This is a genomic window from Lentzea jiangxiensis, assembly GCF_900104175.1.
Classification (GTDB): domain Bacteria; phylum Actinomycetota; class Actinomycetes; order Mycobacteriales; family Pseudonocardiaceae; genus Lentzea; species Lentzea jiangxiensis.
On record NZ_FNIX01000002.1, the window covers coordinates 314420 to 331390 of the forward strand.

The 16971-nt window shown below is 71.5% G+C and carries 15 protein-coding genes; 9 read left to right on the forward strand and 6 right to left on the reverse strand.

Annotation, left to right across the window (positions count from 1 at the left end; all coding sequences use genetic code 11):
• The first annotated feature begins 316 nt into the window (after positions 1-316).
• Positions 317-1144, forward strand: a complete 828-nt coding sequence (locus tag BLQ91_RS40165) for an NB-ARC domain-containing protein (protein ID WP_143022567.1) — start codon at positions 317-319, stop codon at positions 1142-1144.
• The gene (locus BLQ91_RS09130; RefSeq protein WP_143022568.1) at positions 1033-2259 is read left to right on the forward strand and encodes a tetratricopeptide repeat protein; all 1227 of its coding nucleotides are present in this window, start codon (positions 1033-1035) and stop codon (positions 2257-2259) included. The genes BLQ91_RS40165 and BLQ91_RS09130 overlap by 112 nt, the downstream gene beginning before the upstream one ends.
• A 1127-nt stretch (positions 2260-3386) precedes the next feature.
• On the opposite strand, the gene BLQ91_RS09135 is transcribed toward BLQ91_RS09130, so the two are convergent.
• Both BLQ91_RS09135 and BLQ91_RS09140 read right to left on the reverse strand, forming a co-directional pair.
• A complete protein-coding gene (locus tag BLQ91_RS09135) occupies positions 3387-4052 on the reverse strand; it encodes a response regulator (protein ID WP_090096299.1) in 666 nt (221 codons plus the stop codon).
• On the reverse strand, positions 4049-5131 hold the full coding sequence (locus BLQ91_RS09140; protein ID WP_090096300.1) for a sensor histidine kinase: 1083 nt from the start codon (positions 5129-5131) through the stop codon (positions 4049-4051). Before BLQ91_RS09140 ends, BLQ91_RS09135 begins: the two co-directional genes overlap by 4 nt.
• Before the next feature lie 190 nt (positions 5132-5321).
• Here BLQ91_RS09140 and BLQ91_RS09145 point away from each other — a divergent pair, with 190 nt between their 5' ends.
• Entirely contained in the window at positions 5322-5576 is a 255-nt protein-coding gene (locus tag BLQ91_RS09145; protein ID WP_245733296.1) for a DUF6223 family protein, read from the forward strand.
• Here BLQ91_RS09145 and BLQ91_RS09150 read toward each other — a convergent pair.
• The 4 genes from BLQ91_RS09150 to BLQ91_RS09165 form a co-directional block, all read right to left on the reverse strand.
• Positions 5533-6672 carry an ROK family protein gene (locus BLQ91_RS09150; protein WP_090096302.1) on the reverse strand — a complete coding sequence of 380 codons (1140 nt, stop codon included), beginning with the start codon at positions 6670-6672 and terminating at the stop codon, positions 5533-5535. The genes BLQ91_RS09145 and BLQ91_RS09150 overlap by 44 nt on opposite strands.
• A gap of 148 nt (positions 6673-6820) precedes the next feature.
• The gene (gene xylB / locus BLQ91_RS09155) at positions 6821-8197 is read right to left on the reverse strand and encodes a xylulokinase (RefSeq protein ID WP_090096303.1); all 1377 of its coding nucleotides are present in this window, start codon (positions 8195-8197) and stop codon (positions 6821-6823) included.
• A 1-nt stretch (position 8198) separates the two neighbouring features.
• Positions 8199-9353 carry a xylose isomerase gene (gene xylA / locus BLQ91_RS09160; protein WP_090096304.1) on the reverse strand — a complete coding sequence of 385 codons (1155 nt, stop codon included), beginning with the start codon at positions 9351-9353 and terminating at the stop codon, positions 8199-8201.
• Positions 9354-9421: 68 nt separating this feature from the next.
• Positions 9422-10018 carry an SGNH/GDSL hydrolase family protein gene (locus tag BLQ91_RS09165; protein ID WP_090096305.1) on the reverse strand — a complete coding sequence of 199 codons (597 nt, stop codon included), beginning with the start codon at positions 10016-10018 and terminating at the stop codon, positions 9422-9424.
• A gap of 283 nt (positions 10019-10301) precedes the next feature.
• On the opposite strand from BLQ91_RS09165, the gene fusA reads away from it, so the two are divergent.
• From fusA to BLQ91_RS09195, 6 genes are all read left to right on the forward strand, one after another.
• Positions 10302-12290 carry an elongation factor G gene (gene fusA / locus BLQ91_RS09170; protein WP_090096306.1) on the forward strand — a complete coding sequence of 663 codons (1989 nt, stop codon included), beginning with the start codon at positions 10302-10304 and terminating at the stop codon, positions 12288-12290.
• 53 nt (positions 12291-12343) lie between these two features.
• Positions 12344-13105, forward strand: a complete 762-nt coding sequence (locus BLQ91_RS09175) for an endonuclease/exonuclease/phosphatase family protein (RefSeq protein WP_245733297.1) — start codon at positions 12344-12346, stop codon at positions 13103-13105.
• Between the two features lie 83 nt (positions 13106-13188).
• Positions 13189-13797 carry a hypothetical protein gene (locus BLQ91_RS09180; RefSeq protein WP_090096308.1) on the forward strand — a complete coding sequence of 203 codons (609 nt, stop codon included), beginning with the start codon at positions 13189-13191 and terminating at the stop codon, positions 13795-13797.
• A 21-nt stretch (positions 13798-13818) separates the two neighbouring features.
• Positions 13819-14751, forward strand: coding sequence for a glycoside hydrolase domain-containing protein (locus tag BLQ91_RS09185; RefSeq protein WP_176959639.1), 933 nt, complete (start codon positions 13819-13821; stop codon positions 14749-14751).
• A gap of 178 nt (positions 14752-14929) precedes the next feature.
• Complete coding sequence (locus BLQ91_RS09190) at positions 14930-16063, forward strand: zinc-dependent alcohol dehydrogenase (protein WP_090096309.1); 1134 nt, start codon at positions 14930-14932, stop codon at positions 16061-16063.
• Positions 16053-16970, forward strand: a complete 918-nt coding sequence (locus BLQ91_RS09195; protein ID WP_090096310.1) for an NAD-dependent epimerase/dehydratase family protein — start codon at positions 16053-16055, stop codon at positions 16968-16970. Before BLQ91_RS09190 ends, BLQ91_RS09195 begins: the two co-directional genes overlap by 11 nt.
• The last annotated feature ends 1 nt before the right edge of the window (position 16971 follow it).

Below are 16971 nucleotides of genomic sequence, written 5' to 3' on the forward strand. Positions count from 1 at the left end.
ACGAGGGGGATCGGCGCCTCCTGTCGCAGGGCGCCCCGACGGCCTTGAGTGGGGAGTGGCGTTCGTAGTGGCGCAGCTCGGTTCCCGCGGACGGCGCAGGATCGTCCGACAACCTGTGCATCCGGTCTGTGCCGGCGGCGAAAGCCTGTCGGCACAGGGACCGCTCGGGGGCTTCCTCGCGGCCCGAGGACTCCTGTGTGCGATCTGCGGGTACGCGGCAGGAACGGAGATGGGCCGGTACCCGGACAGAACTGGAAGGGATACCCGCTGTCAGCGAGATCTGGTGGTGCTCCACCGGCCGGTGCATCCTGGTCGCATGCCTGAGCGGTTCAGGGTGCACAACGTCGTCAACGGCGATGTCACGGGGACTGTCGTGCAGGTCGGCGAGGTCGTCGTCCAGGCTGGGCGGCCAACGCCCCGGCAGTTGCCCGCCTCGCCGTCGCGCTTCGTCGGCAGGGCCTCCGACGTGGCCGTTCTGGCTGACAGCCCTGGGGTGCACGCGGTAGTCGGGATCGGCGGTGTGGGCAAGACGTGGCTGGCGGTGCACTGGGCGCATGCCCACCGGCACCGGTTCCCGGACGGCCAGCTGTTCGTGGACCTGCGGGGGTTCTCGCCGGACCAGCCCCTGGCTCCCGCTGTCGCGCTACGCGGTTTCCTCGACGCTCTCAACGCCTTGGACGTCCCGCCCGATCCGCACGCACAGGTTGCGCTCTACCGGAGCCTGACCGCGGACAGGCGGCTGCTGGTGGTGCTCGACAACGCCGCGGATGCGGCTCAAGTGGAGCCGCTGCTGCCCGGTGGGTCTTCCTGCACGGTGCTGGTGACCAGCCGCCGTCAGCTGACCTCGCTGGTCACCCGGTGGGGAGCGCTGCACTTCCGGCTCGGCCCGCTCGGCGACGCCGAGCCCGCGCCCTGCTGGTCGCGCGACTGGGATCTGCCCGGGTCGATTCGGACCCCGAGGCGGTGCGGCGGATCGTGCGGCACTGCGCGGGACTGCCGTTGGCCCTGGGGATCGTGGCCAGTCGTGGCCAGATGTCTCCCGAGACGCCGCTTGCGCGGATCGCTGACGAGCTGGGGCAGTTCGACGACGAGGACCCGAGCACCAGCGTGCCGGCGGTGCTGTCGTGGTCGTTGCGCGGGTTGACCGACGCGCAGTCGCGCGTCCTCGGTCTGCTCGCCGCCGCGCCGGGCCCGGACATCGGCCCTGCCGCCGTGGGCAGCCTGACGGGATCGATGTCCGAACTGCCTGCTCTGGAGCGTCTGTGCCTGCTGGAGAGGAAGGCCGATGGACGCTACCGCATGCATGACCTGGTCCGGGCCCAAGTCCGCGTCGAGGACGTCGACGCCCTGCGGCGGGTGGTCGACCACTACCTGCACACCGCCCATGCCGCGGATCGCTGTCTCCAACCGCACGGATCGCCTGCGGCCTTGCCGCCGATGTCGCGTGGATGCCGCCCGGAAGCGCCTGCGGACGTCGACGCGGCGCTGGCCTGGTTCGATGCGGAACACCAGTGCCTGCTCGCAGCCGCGGACACCGCCGCGGAGTACCGGTGGCACGACGTCGTCCGGCATCTGGCGCGAACACTGACCACCTACCACCACCGGCGAGACCAGCCTGACGCCGACATCCGCACCTGGAGCCTCACGCTGCACGAGCGGGAACGAAGTCCAGCCCTGGTGACCTCCCACCGGCGACTCGGTGAAGCTCTGGCCCGCGCTCACCGCTACTCCGAGGCTTTGGCACACCTGCGGGAAGCACGCGTCCTCGCCGAGCAGTTGGGCGACGTGCACCAGCTGTACCGCGTCCATCGCGCCCTGGCGTGGGCACTCGGTCGCCAAGACGAAGACGTCGAAGCGCTGCACCACGCCCAGGAAAACCTGCGTCTGTCTCGGGAACTCCACGACACCACCAGCGAAGCACACGCCCTGAACGCGGTCGCGTGGTTCACCGCCCGACTCGGAGATCTGGGCCGGGCTCGCACGTTCGGTGAAGCTGCCCTTGCCGCGCAACCCCACCCGGAAGGTGAGGCGTCCTGCCGGGAAACCTTGGGCTACGTAGAACATCGCGCCCGCCGACCGGGCAGGTCGATCGAGCACTACGAGCGGGCTCTCGCTCTACGGCGCGCCCACGGCTACCTCAGGCATGTGGCCAACACCCTCGACAGGATGGTCGCCCCTCTGCGCGACCTGGGCCGCGATGAGGAAGCCGAAGCCCTGGCGCGAGAAGCAGAAGAGCTGTTCATCCTACTTCGGAGATGACCCGCCGCACCTCTGCGCGCAGGTTCCCTTCAACCCCACAGCGGTCGAGCTCGCCTGGCAAGACGACGGAAGCCCCCACACTGCCTGGGGGAGGACGGCAGCCTGGGGGCGAGTAAGGGTGGTCGGTGTGGCGGTCGCCTCTCGGCGGTGTGCACGACGCGGCTCCAGCCGAACGGTGTTCCGCGAAGGCTGTCTGGTGGGGCCCGGGGACTCGTTCCGCACCGACCACCTGGTCCAACAGAGCTGGCTTCTGTTGTGTTCCAACGGTGATCTGTGTGGTGGCTCACCGCTTGGAGTTGCTTTCCCTTGACGTGCAAGGGGTGTGAGAGTGGGAAGGCCCTCGAGCCGGCTGGGGGGTGGGCGGCCCGAGGGCGTGGCTTGTGGTCGGTGTGGCGGTCGCCTCTCGGCGGTGTGCACGACGCGGCTCCAGCCGAACGGTGTTCCGCGAAGGCTGTCTGGTGGGGCCCGGGGACTCGTTCCACACCGACCATCTGGTTCAACGGCGCGGGCTTCCGTTGTGTTCCAACGATGATCTGTGTGGTGGCTCACCGGTCAGGTGGAGCAACCACCCGCGGTTCCGTTGTGTCGCAAGGTGCGAGTACGGGTGGCCGACGCGGCAGGAGAGTTCCGCGCCGGCCCGACGTCCCCAGGCCACCTGTCGGGGAGAGCTGCGGCCTGGGGACGGGCTTTCGTGGAGGTCGGTGCGGCGGTCGCCTCTCGGCGAGGGGCTCAACGCGGTACCAGCCGAACGGTCTTCCGCGAAGGCTTTGAGGTGAGGCCCGGGGGACACGGACCGCACCGACCAATCTGTACAACGGGGGCCGTGCCCGCGGTGTTTCCGTGCGGGCTGTGGGGTCGCTCACCGTGTCCACGAGGCCTGGAATCCCGGTGGGACAGGGGAAGCGGCGGCGGGGAAGCGGCGAGGGGTGAAAGCCTGCCGAGCCCCGGAGCGAGCGGAACAGCGAACCATCACGGCGCCAGCTCGGCCCACCACCTGGCCGCCGAGCAAAGGCCCCGACGCCGAGAACCGAGGGCCGGACTCCGCCCCGACTCGGGGCAGCGGGAACAACCGGTCCGAGGCGGCGACGACGGCTTGGGTGGGCGTGTGACCGCCGAAGCGCGGAGTCCTACCCGCGCTCGGGGGCCTGCGGCACGACCAGGCCCGACTCGTAGGCGATCACCACGAGCTGGGCGCGGTCGCGGGCGTGCAGCTTCGCCATCGCCCGGTTGACGTGCGTCTTGGCGGTGAGCGGGCTGATCACCATGGTCGCGGCGATCTCGTCGTTCGACAGGCCCCGCGCGACCAGCACGAGGGCTTCGCGCTCGCGGTTGGTGAGCTGGTCGAGGCACTGCTTCGGCCGCGGAGGCTGGCTCACGTACCGGTCGATCAGGCGGCGGGTGATCGACGGGGCGAGCAGCGCGTCGCCGCGGGCCGCGACCCGGACGGCGTGCAGGAAGTCCTCCGGCTGGACGTCCTTGACCAGGAACCCGGCCGCGCCCGCCTTCAGGGCGTGGAAGACGTACTCGTCGAGGCCGTAGTTGGTGAGGATCACGACGTGCGTGCCCGCGAGGTCCGGGTCGGCGGCGATCCGCCGCGTCGCCTCGATGCCGTCGACCTCCGGCATCTGGACGTCGACCAGGGCGATGTCCGGGCGGTGCTCCCTCGCCCTGGCGACGCCTTCCGCCCCGTTCGCGGCCTCGGCGACGACCTCGATGTCGTCCTCCGCGTCGAGCAGTGCGCGGAAACCGCTGCGGATCAGCGGCTGGTCGTCCACCAGCAGGACGCGGATCACGGCTGTGCCACCGGGAGCTCGGCCCGCACGGTGAACCCGCCCTCGGAGCGCGGCGCCGCCTGGAGGCTGCCGCCGAGCGCGGTGACGCGTTCACGCATGCCCAGCAGGCCCACGCCCGATGCTGCCGCCTTCGGCGGTGCCGTGCCGTCGTCGTCGACCCGGATGACCAGCGCTTCCGGCGTGCAGTCGATGTGGATCCGGGCGGTCTCGGCGGCGGCGTGGCGGGCGATGTTGGTGAGCGACTCCTGCACGATCCGGTAGGCGGTGCGGTCGACGGCGGCCGGCACGTCCTCGTGGCGGCCCTCGATCGTGAGTCGGGCGTCCAGGCCGGTGGACCTGGCGCGCTGGACCAGGTCGGGGACGTCGTCGATGCCGTGCGGCGGGTTCTTGCCGTCGTCCCTGAGCGCTTCCAGCGTCGCTCGGAGCTCCCTCGCGGCTTCGCGGCCGGCGTCGCGGATCACCAGCAGCGGCTCGGGTGGTTCCTCGCCGCGCTTGCGGGCGAGGTGGACGGCGACCTCGGCCTGCAGCTTGATCACGGAGATCTGGTGGGTGAGCGAGTCGTGCAGTTCGCGGGCGATGTGGAGGCGTTCCTCGTTGGCCCTCCTGCGTGCCGTTTCCTCTTTGCTGCGTTCGGCTTCGTCTGCTCGTTTCTCGGCTTGTCTCAGTGCTTCGCCCGCGGCTGCCGCGGCGATGAGCCACGCGATCTGCAGGACGTCCCGCGTCTGCGCGAACGCCTCGTAGGTGGTGAGGTCGCGGGGCGAGAGGAGAGCGGCAAGGGGGAGCGAGGCAAGCATCAGCACGGAGCCGATGAGGGTGAAGACGCGGTGGCCCGCCCGCATGGTCGAGTAGACGGCGAAGAGGAACGCGATCACCGGCACGTCGGCGCCCGTCGCCTGGTAGCCGAGCGCGAGGAGGCCCGTCGCCACGAGCACCGCTCGCGGTGCCGTCCGCCGCGCGACGAGCACCAGCCCGCTCGCGGCCAGCAACGCGTAGCCAGGACCGGTGGCGGGGTGCCCGGCCACCACCAGGCTCGCGGCGACCCCGGCGGCGATCGACCGGTCCAGCCAGCGCCTGCTCATGCGGTGCAGCCTATGCCCCCGTCGGCGCTGGTAGATCGTGCGCCGGGAGGACTTCCCGACTACCGCGGACGCGGTAGTCGTTGTCTGCGCCGACACGACGACCTGATGTGATTTCGCGGCCAGGCTTGTCGGCATGGTGCTTGCTGCTTATGAACTGAGTGCTGGACGTGCGTGGTCTCTGGTCGGTGCGGTGCTGGGCGTCGCAGGTGTCGTGTTCGGCGTGTTGGCGCTGACCCGGCTCCGGGGTGCGCTGGTGGCCGTGGCGCTGGGGGCGGCCGGGGTGGTGATCGGCGCGGTGGTCGTGCTGATGGCCGAGGGCGGTCCCGGCACCGGCTACGGCATCGTCGGCGGCTACGTGTCCGCGGTGGTGGGGCTTGCCGGCGTGGTGCTGGGCGTCGTGGCTAGGCGAAAAGGCGCTCGGGCTGCTGCACAGCGCGCCTCGTGATCAACCCCGCCGCGCCCCGGACGACCGCGAACTCGCCGAGCGGTGAGGCGAGCAGGCGCGTGTGCCGTTCGCCTCCCGCGAGCACCCTGCCGTCCATTTCGGACTGCACAGCTTCGCTGAGGTGGTCGTACAGCACGGCGTAGCTGCCGCCGAGGACGACCGTGGGGACGTCGAAGAGGTTCATCAGCGTCGCGATCCCGACGCCGAGGGCCTCTCCGGCGTTCCTGACGGCCCCCACCGCCCTGGGGTCGCCGGCCTGCAACGCCTTGCCGAGCGAGTCGAGGTGCCTGCGCCCCGCCTCGCGCAGGATGACGTCGAGTCCCGCGTACCGCTCGACACAACCGCGGCTGCCGCAGGTGCACCGGACGCCGTTGCGCTCTATCACGACGTGCCCGAGCTCGCCCGCGAACCCGCTGGCCCCCCGGTACACCTCGCCGCCCAGCACGACGCCCGCACCGATGCCGACGTCCGCGGTGACGTGCACGAAGTCCTCGCCCGCCAGGTGCTTCGGCCACAGGTGGGCGAGCGCGGCGAGGTTCGCCTCGTTGTCCAGCTCGACCTCGACGCCGAGCCGTGCGGTGAGGCCTTCCGCGAGGGGCACGCCGACGAGTTTCGGCAGGTTGGGCGCACGGACCACGACGCCGTCGTGCACGACACCGGGGATCGCGAGCCCGGCACCGAGGAGCTTCCGCGGTCCGCTGACCTCGCGCACCAGCGCGGCGACGCGGTCGAGCACCTCGTCCGCCGGGACCTTGCGCATGTCGGCGGGCACGAGGTGCCGGTCGAGCGTCTCGCCGTCGAGCCCGAGCGTCTCGACGGCGAGGTGGCTGACGTTGATCTCGGCCCCGACCGCGACCGGCCCGTCGGGGTGGAAGCGCAACGGCTTGGACGGCCTGCCCATGCCGGCCAGCGTGGCGGGCTCCTCGACGAGGATCCCGTTGGCCAGCAACGGCTCGGTGAGGTTCGACAGGGTCGCCTTGGTCAGGCCCGTGCGCGCGGCGAGGTCGGCCCGGGAGCCGGGGCGGTCGACCAGGGCGAGCAGGACCGTCCGGAGGTTGCCGAGGCGAACCTGGCGCAGGTGGTCGACTGTGGTCATCGGACCCAGTATCGCGGCGAGGGGGTGCGGGGGTGCGCGCGCGGGTGCTGTGCCGGCCGCGGACGGCCGGGCGCGAGCGGCAGCGTCGCGGCCGGCCTCGACCGGCCCACCCCGCCACCTCGCCGCTCTCCGCCCGGCCTCCGCCCGGTCATCGCGTCAGGTACCGCTCGGCAGCCTCGCGGTAGCGCTCCCGGACCGAGGCCACCGCATCAGCCTCGTACCGGGTGCTCTCCGCCCCGGCCCACTCCGGCGGTGTGGCACCGCCGGTGAGCGTCCAGGCCGCCTGCCGTGCCGCCCCGTCCGCCACGTACTCGCCCGGAGCCGGCACCGTGACCGGCACGCCGAACACCGTCGGCGCGATCTCCCGCACCGCGCGTGAGGCGGCAGCGCCACCCACGAGCCGCACGCCGCTGACGTCCGCTCCCTGCGACACCAGGGCGTCCAGGCCGACGGCGAGGCCGCAGAGCATGCCCTCGACCGCGGCGCGGGCGATGTTCGCGGGGGTGGCGTTGGTCAGGGTCAGGCCGTGCAGCGCACCGGTGGCGTCCGGCAGGTTCGGCGTCCGTTCGCCTTCCAGGTACGGCACCAGCACCAGTCCCTCGGCACCCGCGGGGGCCGAGAGGGCGAGGGTGCTGAGCTGCTCCAGGTCCACGCCCAGCATGCGGGCCGTCGCGTCCAGGACGCGGGCGGCGTTGAGGGTGCACGCCAGGGGCAGGTACCGGCCGGTGGCGTCGGCGAAGCCCGCGACGATGCCCGACGGGTCCTCGGCGCGGACGTCGCTGGTCGCCGTCACGACGCCGGACGTGCCGAGGGACACCACGACGCCGCCGCCCACGCCGAGCATCGCCGCGGCGTTGTCCCCCGCCCCGGCGCCCAGGCGGACCGGGCCCTCGACGAACTCGGCCGGGCCGAGAACGCGCGGCAGCACCACGTCGGAGCGGCCCAGGCCCAGGGACACCAGGTCCGGGACGTAGGAGTCGGTCACCGAGTCGAAGTAGCCGGTGCCCGAGGCGTCCGAGCGGTCCGTGACCAGGTCGGCCAGGTCGCCGGTGCCGCGCAGCCGCCACGTCAGCCAGTCGTGCGGGAGGCAGACGGCGGCGGTGCGCTGGGCGTTGGCCGGCTCGTGCCGGGCGAGCCAGCGGAGCTTCGTGATGGTGAACGACGCGACCGGCACGAGGCCGATGCGCGCCGCCCACTCCGAGGCACCGAGCTCGGCGGTCAGGTCCGCCGCCGCCGCCGCGGAACGGGTGTCGTTCCACAGCAGCGCCTCGCGCACCACCTCGCCGTTCTCGTCGAGGCAGACCATGCCGTGCTGCTGACCGGCGACGCTGAGCGCCGCCACGTCGTCCAAGCCGCCGGCGTCGGACAGCGCGGTCTGCAACGCGGACCACCAGTGCGAGGGGTGCACCTCGGTGCCGTCCGGGTGGGAGGCGCGCCCCTCGCGGACGAGCTCGCCGGTCTCCGCGTCGCGGATCACGACCTTGCACGACTGCGTCGAGGAGTCGACGCCGGCGACCAGCGTCATGTCAGCGCGCTCCGGTGAGGTGCTCGAGCGCGAGCTGGTTCAGGCGCACGAAGCCGAAGCCGCGCTCGGCCGCCTGGTTCGGGTCGAACCCGTCGTCGTCCTTCAGCAGGTCGTCGTAGGACTCGCCGGCGTTCAGGGTCGGCTGGCCCAGCTCGGCGACGCCCGCGATCTGCAGCGCCTCCTGCACCTCGGGGTCCGCGCGGAAGGCCGCGGCGCGGTCGCGCAGCAGCAGGTACGTCGCCATGTTCGCGCGCGCGGAGTCCCAGACGCCCTTGATGTCCTCGGTCCGCGACGGCTTGTAGTCGAAGTGGCGCGGGCCGTCGTAGCCTGCGGTCTCCAGCAGGTCGACCAGCGCGAACGCGTTCATCAGGTCGCCGTGGCCGAACACCAGGTCCTGGTCGTACTTGATGCTGCGCTGGCCGTTGAGGTCGATGTGGAACAACTTGCCGTGCCACAGCGCCTGCGCGATGCCGTGCACGAAGTTCAGGCCCGCCATCTGCTCGTGCCCGACCTCGGGGTTGAGCCCGACCAGTTCGGGCTGGTCCAGCTCGGAGATGAACGCGATCGCGTGCCCGATCGTGGGCAGCAGGATGTCGCCGCGCGGCTCGTTCGGCTTGGGCTCCAGCGCGAACCGGATGTCGTAGCCGCGGTCGGTGACGAACTGCGTGAGCAGGTTCATGGACTCGCGGTACCGGTCGAGCGCCGCCTGCACGTCCTTGGCGGTGTCGTACTCGGAGCCCTCACGGCCGCCCCACAGCACGAACGTCTTGGCCCCGAGCTCGGCCGCCAGCTCGATGTTGCGCAGCACCTTGCGCAGCGCGAACCGCCGCACGCCGCGGTCGTTGCTGGTGAGACCGCCGTCCTTGAACACCGGGTGCTCGAACAGGTTCGTCGTCACCATCGGGATGACGAGACCGGTCTCGGCGAGTGCGCCCTGCAACCGGCTGATCTGCTGGTCGCGGTGCGTGGCCTCGAAGCCGAACAGGTCGTCGTCGTGGAACGTCAGGCCGTACGCGCCGAGCTCGGCGAGCCGGTGCACCGCCTCGACCACGTCGAGCTCGGGCCGCGTGGCGTGGCCGAAGGGGTCGCGACCCTGCCAGCCCACGGTCCAGAGACCGAAGGAGAACTTGTCCGCCGGAGTGGGCGTGCTCATCATCCACCTCATTCGTTCAATGCTTGAACTTAGTGCGGACAGTACGACGTCACGGCCTTGATCGCAATCGGTCAGGCCGACCGCCGTGCCGCGACGGACTCCACGGCGGGGGCGAGCGCGGTGGCGATCTCGCGGTAGCCGGCGGCGGACGGGTGGAAGCGGTCGGCGGCGAAGAGCGACGGGTCGGAGGCGAAGCGCGGGGTGACGGCACGCTCGACGTGGGCGACCACGCCTCCCGCCCGGATGACGGCCTGCTGCTGCACCCTGGCGTAGTCGCGGCTCACGGTCGACACGACGTCGCGCAGCGCGGGCGGCACGTGCGAGACGATGCTCAGGTCCGGTGCGGTGGCGACGACCACCTCGGCTCCGGCGGCGCGGAGGTCCGCGACGGCGTCGTGCAGCTGCTGCGCGCCGACCTGGGCCGGGACGAACCTGGTGAGGTCGTTCGCACCGATCACGACCACCGCGATGTCGATCCCGCCCGCCACCGCGGCGCGCACCTGGGACCGCAGGTCGGCCGAGCGGGCGCCGGCGACGGCGTGCACGCGGAGGTCGACGTGGTGTCCGGCGGCGCGGAGGTGGGTGGCGAGCAGCGGGCCGAGCGTGTCCTCCCGGCGGGTGCTGCCGACACCGGCGGCGATCGAGTCTCCGAGCAGGCACAGTCGCATACCCGTAGCAACGTCGAGGATGGTGGAGGTGTTCCTAAAAGCGTTGTGAGGCGCCGCTCACGGTGTCTACACTCCACGATCAACATCACCTGGGACGACGAGAGGGGACCGGCCGTGCGCACCACCGTCGTCCTCCCGTCCCGTTTCGACGTGATCCTCGTGTCTCCGCGCCCCGGCTGCTCGCTGCGCGCCGGGCACCGGAGTGTCTGACGAACCTCTCCCGAGGTGTTCGTCGGGTCATCGCGCTGACCCCGCAAGTCCTTGACACCAAAGGCACACGACCATGCGCACGACCACGTTGAACACTGTCCGCAACATCGGCATCCTCGCCCACGTCGACGCGGGCAAGACCACGCTCACCGAACGCGTCCTGTACGCCACCGGCAGCACCTACAAGCGCGGCGAGGTCCACGACGGCACCACCGTCACGGACTTCGACCCGCAGGAGCGCGACCGCGGCATCACGATCTTCGCCGCGGCCGTCACCTGCACGTGGGACGGCCACCGCGTCAACCTCATCGACACGCCGGGGCACGTCGACTTCTCCGACGAGGTCGAACGCTCCTTGCGCGTGCTCGACGGGGCGGTCGCGGTGTTCGACGGCGTGGCCGGGGTGGAACCGCAGAGCGAGTCGGTGTGGCGGCAGGCGGACCGGCACGGCGTGCCGAGGATCGCGTTCGTCAACAAGCTCGACCGGGCGGGCGCTGACCTCGACAACGCCGTCGAGTCGATCCGCACGCGCCTGCACACCGTGCCGCTCGTCGTGCAGCTGCCGATCGGCGCGGAGGACGGGTTCCGCGGTGTCGTCGACCTGGTGCGCCTGCGGGCGCTGGTCTGGGACGACGACGGGATGACCGAGGGGCCCGTGCCGGAAGCGCTGCTGGCGGAGGCACAACGCCGTCGCAGGCTGTTGGAGGAGGCGGTGGCGGAGCTGCACGCCGACGCCGTCGAGGAGTTCTTCACGGGAGGGTTGTCCGAAGAGACGCTCCGGAACGCTCTGAGGGAGTTGACGGGTCAGGGCAGCGGGACCGTCGTGCTGTGCGGCTCGGCCTACCGCAACCGCGGTGTCGAACCGTTGCTGGACGCGGTGATCGCGTATCTGCCGTCCCCTGTGGACGTTCCGCCGGTGCGGGGCGTCGACGGCGAGGAACGGGAAGCGGATCCGGACGCGCCGTTCGCGGCGTTGGTGTTCAAGGTGAACTCCACCGCCACCGGACGGCTGGCGTACGTCCGCGTCTACTCGGGCACCCTCCACAAGGGAGAGACCGTCCTCGTGGCCGGCCGCGGCGAGCGCATCGGCCGGGTCCTGCGCGTCCAGGCCGACCGGCACACGCCGGTCGACCGGGCCGTCGCGGGGGACATCGTGGCACTCGTCGGGCTGAGGTCGGCCCGCATCGGGGCGACCCTGTGCGCGCCGGACGCTCCTCTGCTGCTCGAACCGCCGGTGTCGGCCGACCCCGTCGTGTCGGTGGCGGTGGAGGCGAGGACCAGCGCGGACAACGCCCGGCTGGCCGAGGCGCTGGCGCACCTGGTCGACGAGGACCCGTCCCTGCAGGTCAGGACGGACCCGGAAACCGGCCAGACCGTGCTGTCCGGCCTGGGCGAGCTGCAGCTGGAGGTCGCGGTGCAGAAGGCTCGCACGAGCCATCGCGTCGAGATCGGCATGGGACGTCCGCGGGTGTCCTACCGCGAGACCGTCGCGAGCGGTGTCACGGGGTTCGTCTACCGGCACGTGAAGCAGGACGGGGGTGCGGGCCAGTTCGCCCACGTGGTGATCGACACCGAACCGCTGGAGGCCGGGTTCGAGTTCCGCTGCGCCGTCACCGGCGGCCGGGTGCCGCGGGAGTTCGTCCGCGCGGTCGAGCAGGGCTGCCGGGACGCGCTCGCCGAGGGGCCTCTGGGCCACCCGGTGACCGGCCTGCGGGTGACGCTCACCGACGGGTCCACGCACGTCAAGGACTCGTCGGAGATGGCGTTCCGCACGGCGGGACGGCTCGGGCTGCGCGAGGCGCTGAAGGCGGGCGCCACGACGCTGCTCGAACCGATCGCCGAGGTCACGGTCACCGTGCCGGAGGAGTACCTCGGTGGTGTGCTGGGCGACCTGGCCTCGCGGCGCGGCCGGATCCTCGGTTCGCGGGCGAGAGCCGGTGAGACGGTCGTGACGGCGAGCGTGCCGCTGGCGGAGATGTTCGGCTACGTGACGAGGTTGCGCAGCCGGACGCAGGGCCGCGGCACCTTCACCAGCACGCCGACCGGCTACGCGCCCGCTTAGGTGAACACGGGCCTGCCCCTTGCCCGGGGCAGGCCTGTGCCATGCTCGGCACGGTGTCGACCTTGAGCGTGATGTCGTTGAACCTGCGGTACGCCTCGGATGCCGAGCCGAACTCGTGGGCCACGAGACGGCCGGTGATGGCGCAGCTGCTGATGAGCACGCTGCCGACCGTCATCGGCACGCAGGAGGGCCTGTACGGGCAGCTCGGCGACATCGCGCACGACCTGCCGGACCACTACGACTGGATCGGCCTCGGCCGGGCGGGCGGCAGCCGCGACGAGTTCATGGCGGTCTTCTTCGACACCATCCGGGTGCAGCCGCTCGAGTTCGACCACGAGTGGCTGTCCGACACGCCGAACGTCGTCGCCTCGCGGTCGTGGGGCAACAACGTGGTCCGCATGGTCACGTGGGTCAGGTTCGCGGACCGCCTCACGGGCAAGCAGTTCGTGCTGGTCAACACCCACTTCGACCACGAGTCGGCGAACGCGCGCCTGTGCGCGGCCGAGTTCGTGCGCGACCGCCTCGCCGCGCAGACGTTGCCGGTGGTCGTCACCGGTGACTTCAACGACGTGCCCGGCTCACCGGCCTACGCCACCCTGACGTCGATCCTGACCGACACGTGGGTCGCCGGGCCGCAGACCACGCCCGCCTACGGGACGTTCCACGGCTTCGGCCCGCCGGTGCCGAACGGTCCGCGCATCGACTGGATCCTCACCCGCGGCGCCGCGGTCGAGGCGGCCGCGATCAACGCCTTCCAGCGGGACGGCCAGTACCCGACCGACCACCTCGCCGTCCAGGCGTTGATCAGGTTGTAGCCCGCGCGGCCGACGGCCAGGTGAGACGGGTTGTCAACGGTGAAGGGAAATGGTTCATACCAATCTCCGCTACGGTCCGCGGGATGCGCCTGAAATCGACGTCCGGACGCGTCGCGGTGATCGCGTGCGCGCTGCTGTTCACCCTCGGCTCGACCGCGGTCGCGAACGCCTCGCACGGCCGCGAATGCGCCACCCCGTCCATCGACCGGTACCAGCAGTGGATCGCCAGTGGTGAAGGTGCCACGGAACCCGCGACCGGGAGCATCCTCGTGCCGAAGGGACGGCACGACCACACCGCGAAGATCAAGTTCCTCGCCGACGACTGGGCCGTCATGGTCGTGTGGCTGGGCAACAGGTTCGAGGCACAGGCAGACCTGTCGGACTCGCGCGGTTTCTGGCTCACGTACCGCGCCACCGACGACCTGCACGTCCAGCTGCGGCCCGCCGAGTTCTGGAGCGGCGGCGACAAGTGGGTCACCAAGATCCCGTCGACCGGCGGCCGGCTCGTGAAGGAGTTCTTCAGCTTCAAGGCGGAGAACTGGACGTACCTGCCGGCGCTCGGCAAGCCGTCCTACCCGCTCGCCGAGGCCCTCGACGACGCCCGTGGCCTGGTGTTCGTCGGCAACACGAAGAACGACCTGGAGTTCCAGGGCCTGAAGGTCGACGGCTACCGGCCACCCTGCGTTCACTGAAACCGGGTTGGGGTCCGGGACGTGAGAGCGCTCCCGGTCCTCCTGGTCACTGTCCTCACCGCCGCACTGGCGACCCCCGTCAGCGCGGCGGTGGGAGACGACACCCGGTACGTCGACCCGCTGATCGGCTCGGCGGGCGGCGGCAACACCTATCCGGGCGCCGTGCGGCCGTTCGGGATGATCTCCTGGAGCCCCACGTCGACCCGCGGCGACCAGACCGGCACCGGTGCCGCCAACGAGTACGCCTACGACGCCACCAGGGTCCGCGGCTTCAGCCTCACGCACGTCAACGGGGCGGGCTGCCACCCCGGCGCCGCGGGCGACGTCCCGATCATGCCGCACGTCGGCGAGATCACCTCGTCGCCGACCGCGGACACCCGGGACCAGATCTTCGCCAGCGACTTCTCGCACGCCGACGAGAAGGCCGAGGCCGGCCGCTACCGCGTGGGCCTGAAGTCCGGTGCCACGGCGGACCTGTCCGTCACGACTCGCGCGGGCATCGGCGAGTTCACCTTCCCGGTCAGCGGTTCGCTGCTGTTCCGCACCTCCAACTCGCTCAACGGCAGCGAGGACGCCGACATCACGATCGACCCGGCGACGAGCAGCGTCTCCGGCTCGGTGCTGACCGGCGCGTTCTGCGGCCGGCGCGCGAACGGCGGCGCGAACAACCAGAAGACCTACTACCGCCTGCGACCTCGGCACGATGTCCGCCTGTACGTCTTCGCCGCGCTGGGCCTCTACCCGCGCACGCCGAGCAGCGCCGAACTCCACCTGTCCAGCCCGATGTTCCCCCGGGCCCGGATCACGAAGAAGAACATCACGGTCCTCGCCACCGGCACCCCCGGTGTCCACGTGCGGGAGACGCGGTGGAACGGCCGCGAGGTCGAGCGGCCGTGGCTGCCGGAGGCTTTCGTCGAACGCGGGGGAGTGCTGGTCTCCCGTCTCGAGGGCTGACCCGGCAGCGATCGGACCCCGGCGAGGAGCCGCGGTTCACGACGCCCTCTGCGCCCAGCTCGACAGGGCCGAAACCGGCAGCTCTCCCCGTGCCGAACGGCCTGGGTGTCCGCTGAGCTGGTGTTTGCCGCCGACGACCACGGGAAGACCCACGTCGACGACGCAGGGAGGCGGAAACGTGAAGGCTGTCGTGTGGCACGGCGAAGGCGACATCAGGCTCGACGACGTGGAGGACCCGAAGGTCCTCGAACCGACGGACGCGGTCATCCGGATCACCCGCAGCGCCATCTGCGGCACCGATCTGCACATGGTGCGCGGCACGATGCCGGGCATGGTCGAGGGGACCGTGCTGGGGCACGAGGCGGTCGGTGTCGTCGAGGAGGTGGGGTCCGCCGTGCGCGGGTTCTCGCCGGGCGACCGGGTGGTGATCCCGTCCACGATCGGGTGCGGCACGTGCTCCTACTGCCGCGTGGGCTACTACGCGCAGTGCGACACCGCGAACCCGAACGGCCCGGCCGCCGGCACCTGCTTCTTCGGCGGACCCGAGGCGACCGGCCCGGTCGACGGCCTGCAGGCCGAGTTCGCCCGGATCCCGTACGCGGCCACCACGATGGTGCGCATCCCGGACGGCGTGAGCGACGACCAGGCGGTCCTCGTCTCCGACATCTTCCCGACCGCGTGGTTCGGCTCGCGCCTCGCCGAGGTCGGCTCCGGCGACACCGTGCTGGTGCTCGGCGCCGGGGTGGTCGGCCAGTTCGCGATCGCCTCGGCGAAACGGCAGGGAGCCGGCCGCGTGATCGTCGTCGACGGCATCGCGTCGAGGCTCGACAAGGCCCGCGAGCAGAACGCCGAGACCGTCGACTTCAACTCCGAGGACCCCCTCGAGGTCGTGAAGGACCTGACCGGCGGCATCGGGCCGGACCGCGTGATCGAAGCCGTCGGTGTCGACGCGGAGAGCCCCGGAGAGCGCGGGCGCGAGCAGTGGAAGCCGGGCGACTCGCCGGCGCTGGCCCTGCAGTGGGCCGTCGAGCTCGTCGCCAAGGCGGGCTCGATCGGGATCATCGGCGTCTACCCGCCGGGGTTCGGGCAGTTCCCGATCGGCGACGCGATGAACAAGAACCTCACGCTGCGCATGGGCAACTGCAACCACCGCCGCTACATCCCGAACCTGCTCGACCTCGTGCTCACCGGCGTGGTCGACCCGACCGCGTTCATCACCCGGCACGAGTCGCCCAGCGCCGCGATCGAGGCCTACCGGTCGTTCGACCTCCGCGAGGACGGCTGGCTCAAGACGGTGCTCGATGTCGCCTGAACGAGTGGTCGTGACGGGCGGGGCGGGCTTCCTCGGTTCGCACGTCTGCGAGGCGCTGCTGCGGGAGGGCGTGGACGTGGTGTGCGTCGACTCGTTCCGCACCGGGTCGCGCGAGAACGTGCCCGCCGGGGTGGGGATCGTCGTGGCCGACGTGTCGCGGCCGCTCGACCTGCTCGGCCCGGTCGACCTCGTCCTGCACCTGGCGTGCCCCGCCTCGCCCGCGGACTACCTGCGCATGCCGGTGGACACGCTGAAGGCGGGCGGGTTCGGCACCTACCACGCGCTGGAACTGGCGCGCCGCAAGGGAGCCCGCGTCGTCGTCGCGTCGACCAGCGAGGTCTACGGCGACCCGGAGGAACACCCGCAGCGCGAGTCCTACTGGGGACACGTGAACCCGATCGGGCCGCGCAGCGTCTACGACGAGGCCAAGCGGTTCGGCGAGGCGATGACCGTCGCGTTCCGGGCGGAACACGGCGTCGACACGGGGATCGTGCGGATCTTCAACACCTACGGGCCCAGGATGCGCGCGCACGACGGCAGGATGATCCCCACGTTCCTGCGGCAGGCGCTGGCGGGCGAGCCGCTGACCGTCCACGGCGACGGGTTGCAGACCCGTTCGCTGTGCTACGTGGACGACCTCGTGCGCGGGCTGCTCGCGATGGCGCGCTCCGACCACCCCGGACCGATCAACCTCGGCAACCCGGACGAGGTCACCGTGCTCGACGTCGCGCGCCGCAGCATCGAGGTGACCGGCAGCTCGTCGGTGATCCGCCACGTCGAGTCGATGGTGGACGATCCCCGCCGCCGGCGCCCGGACATCGCCCTCGCGCGGGAGGTCCTCGGCTGGCAGCCGAGCGTTCCGCTGGAAGAGGGACTGCGGTCGTTTGTCCGGGAATTCGCCGGGTAGC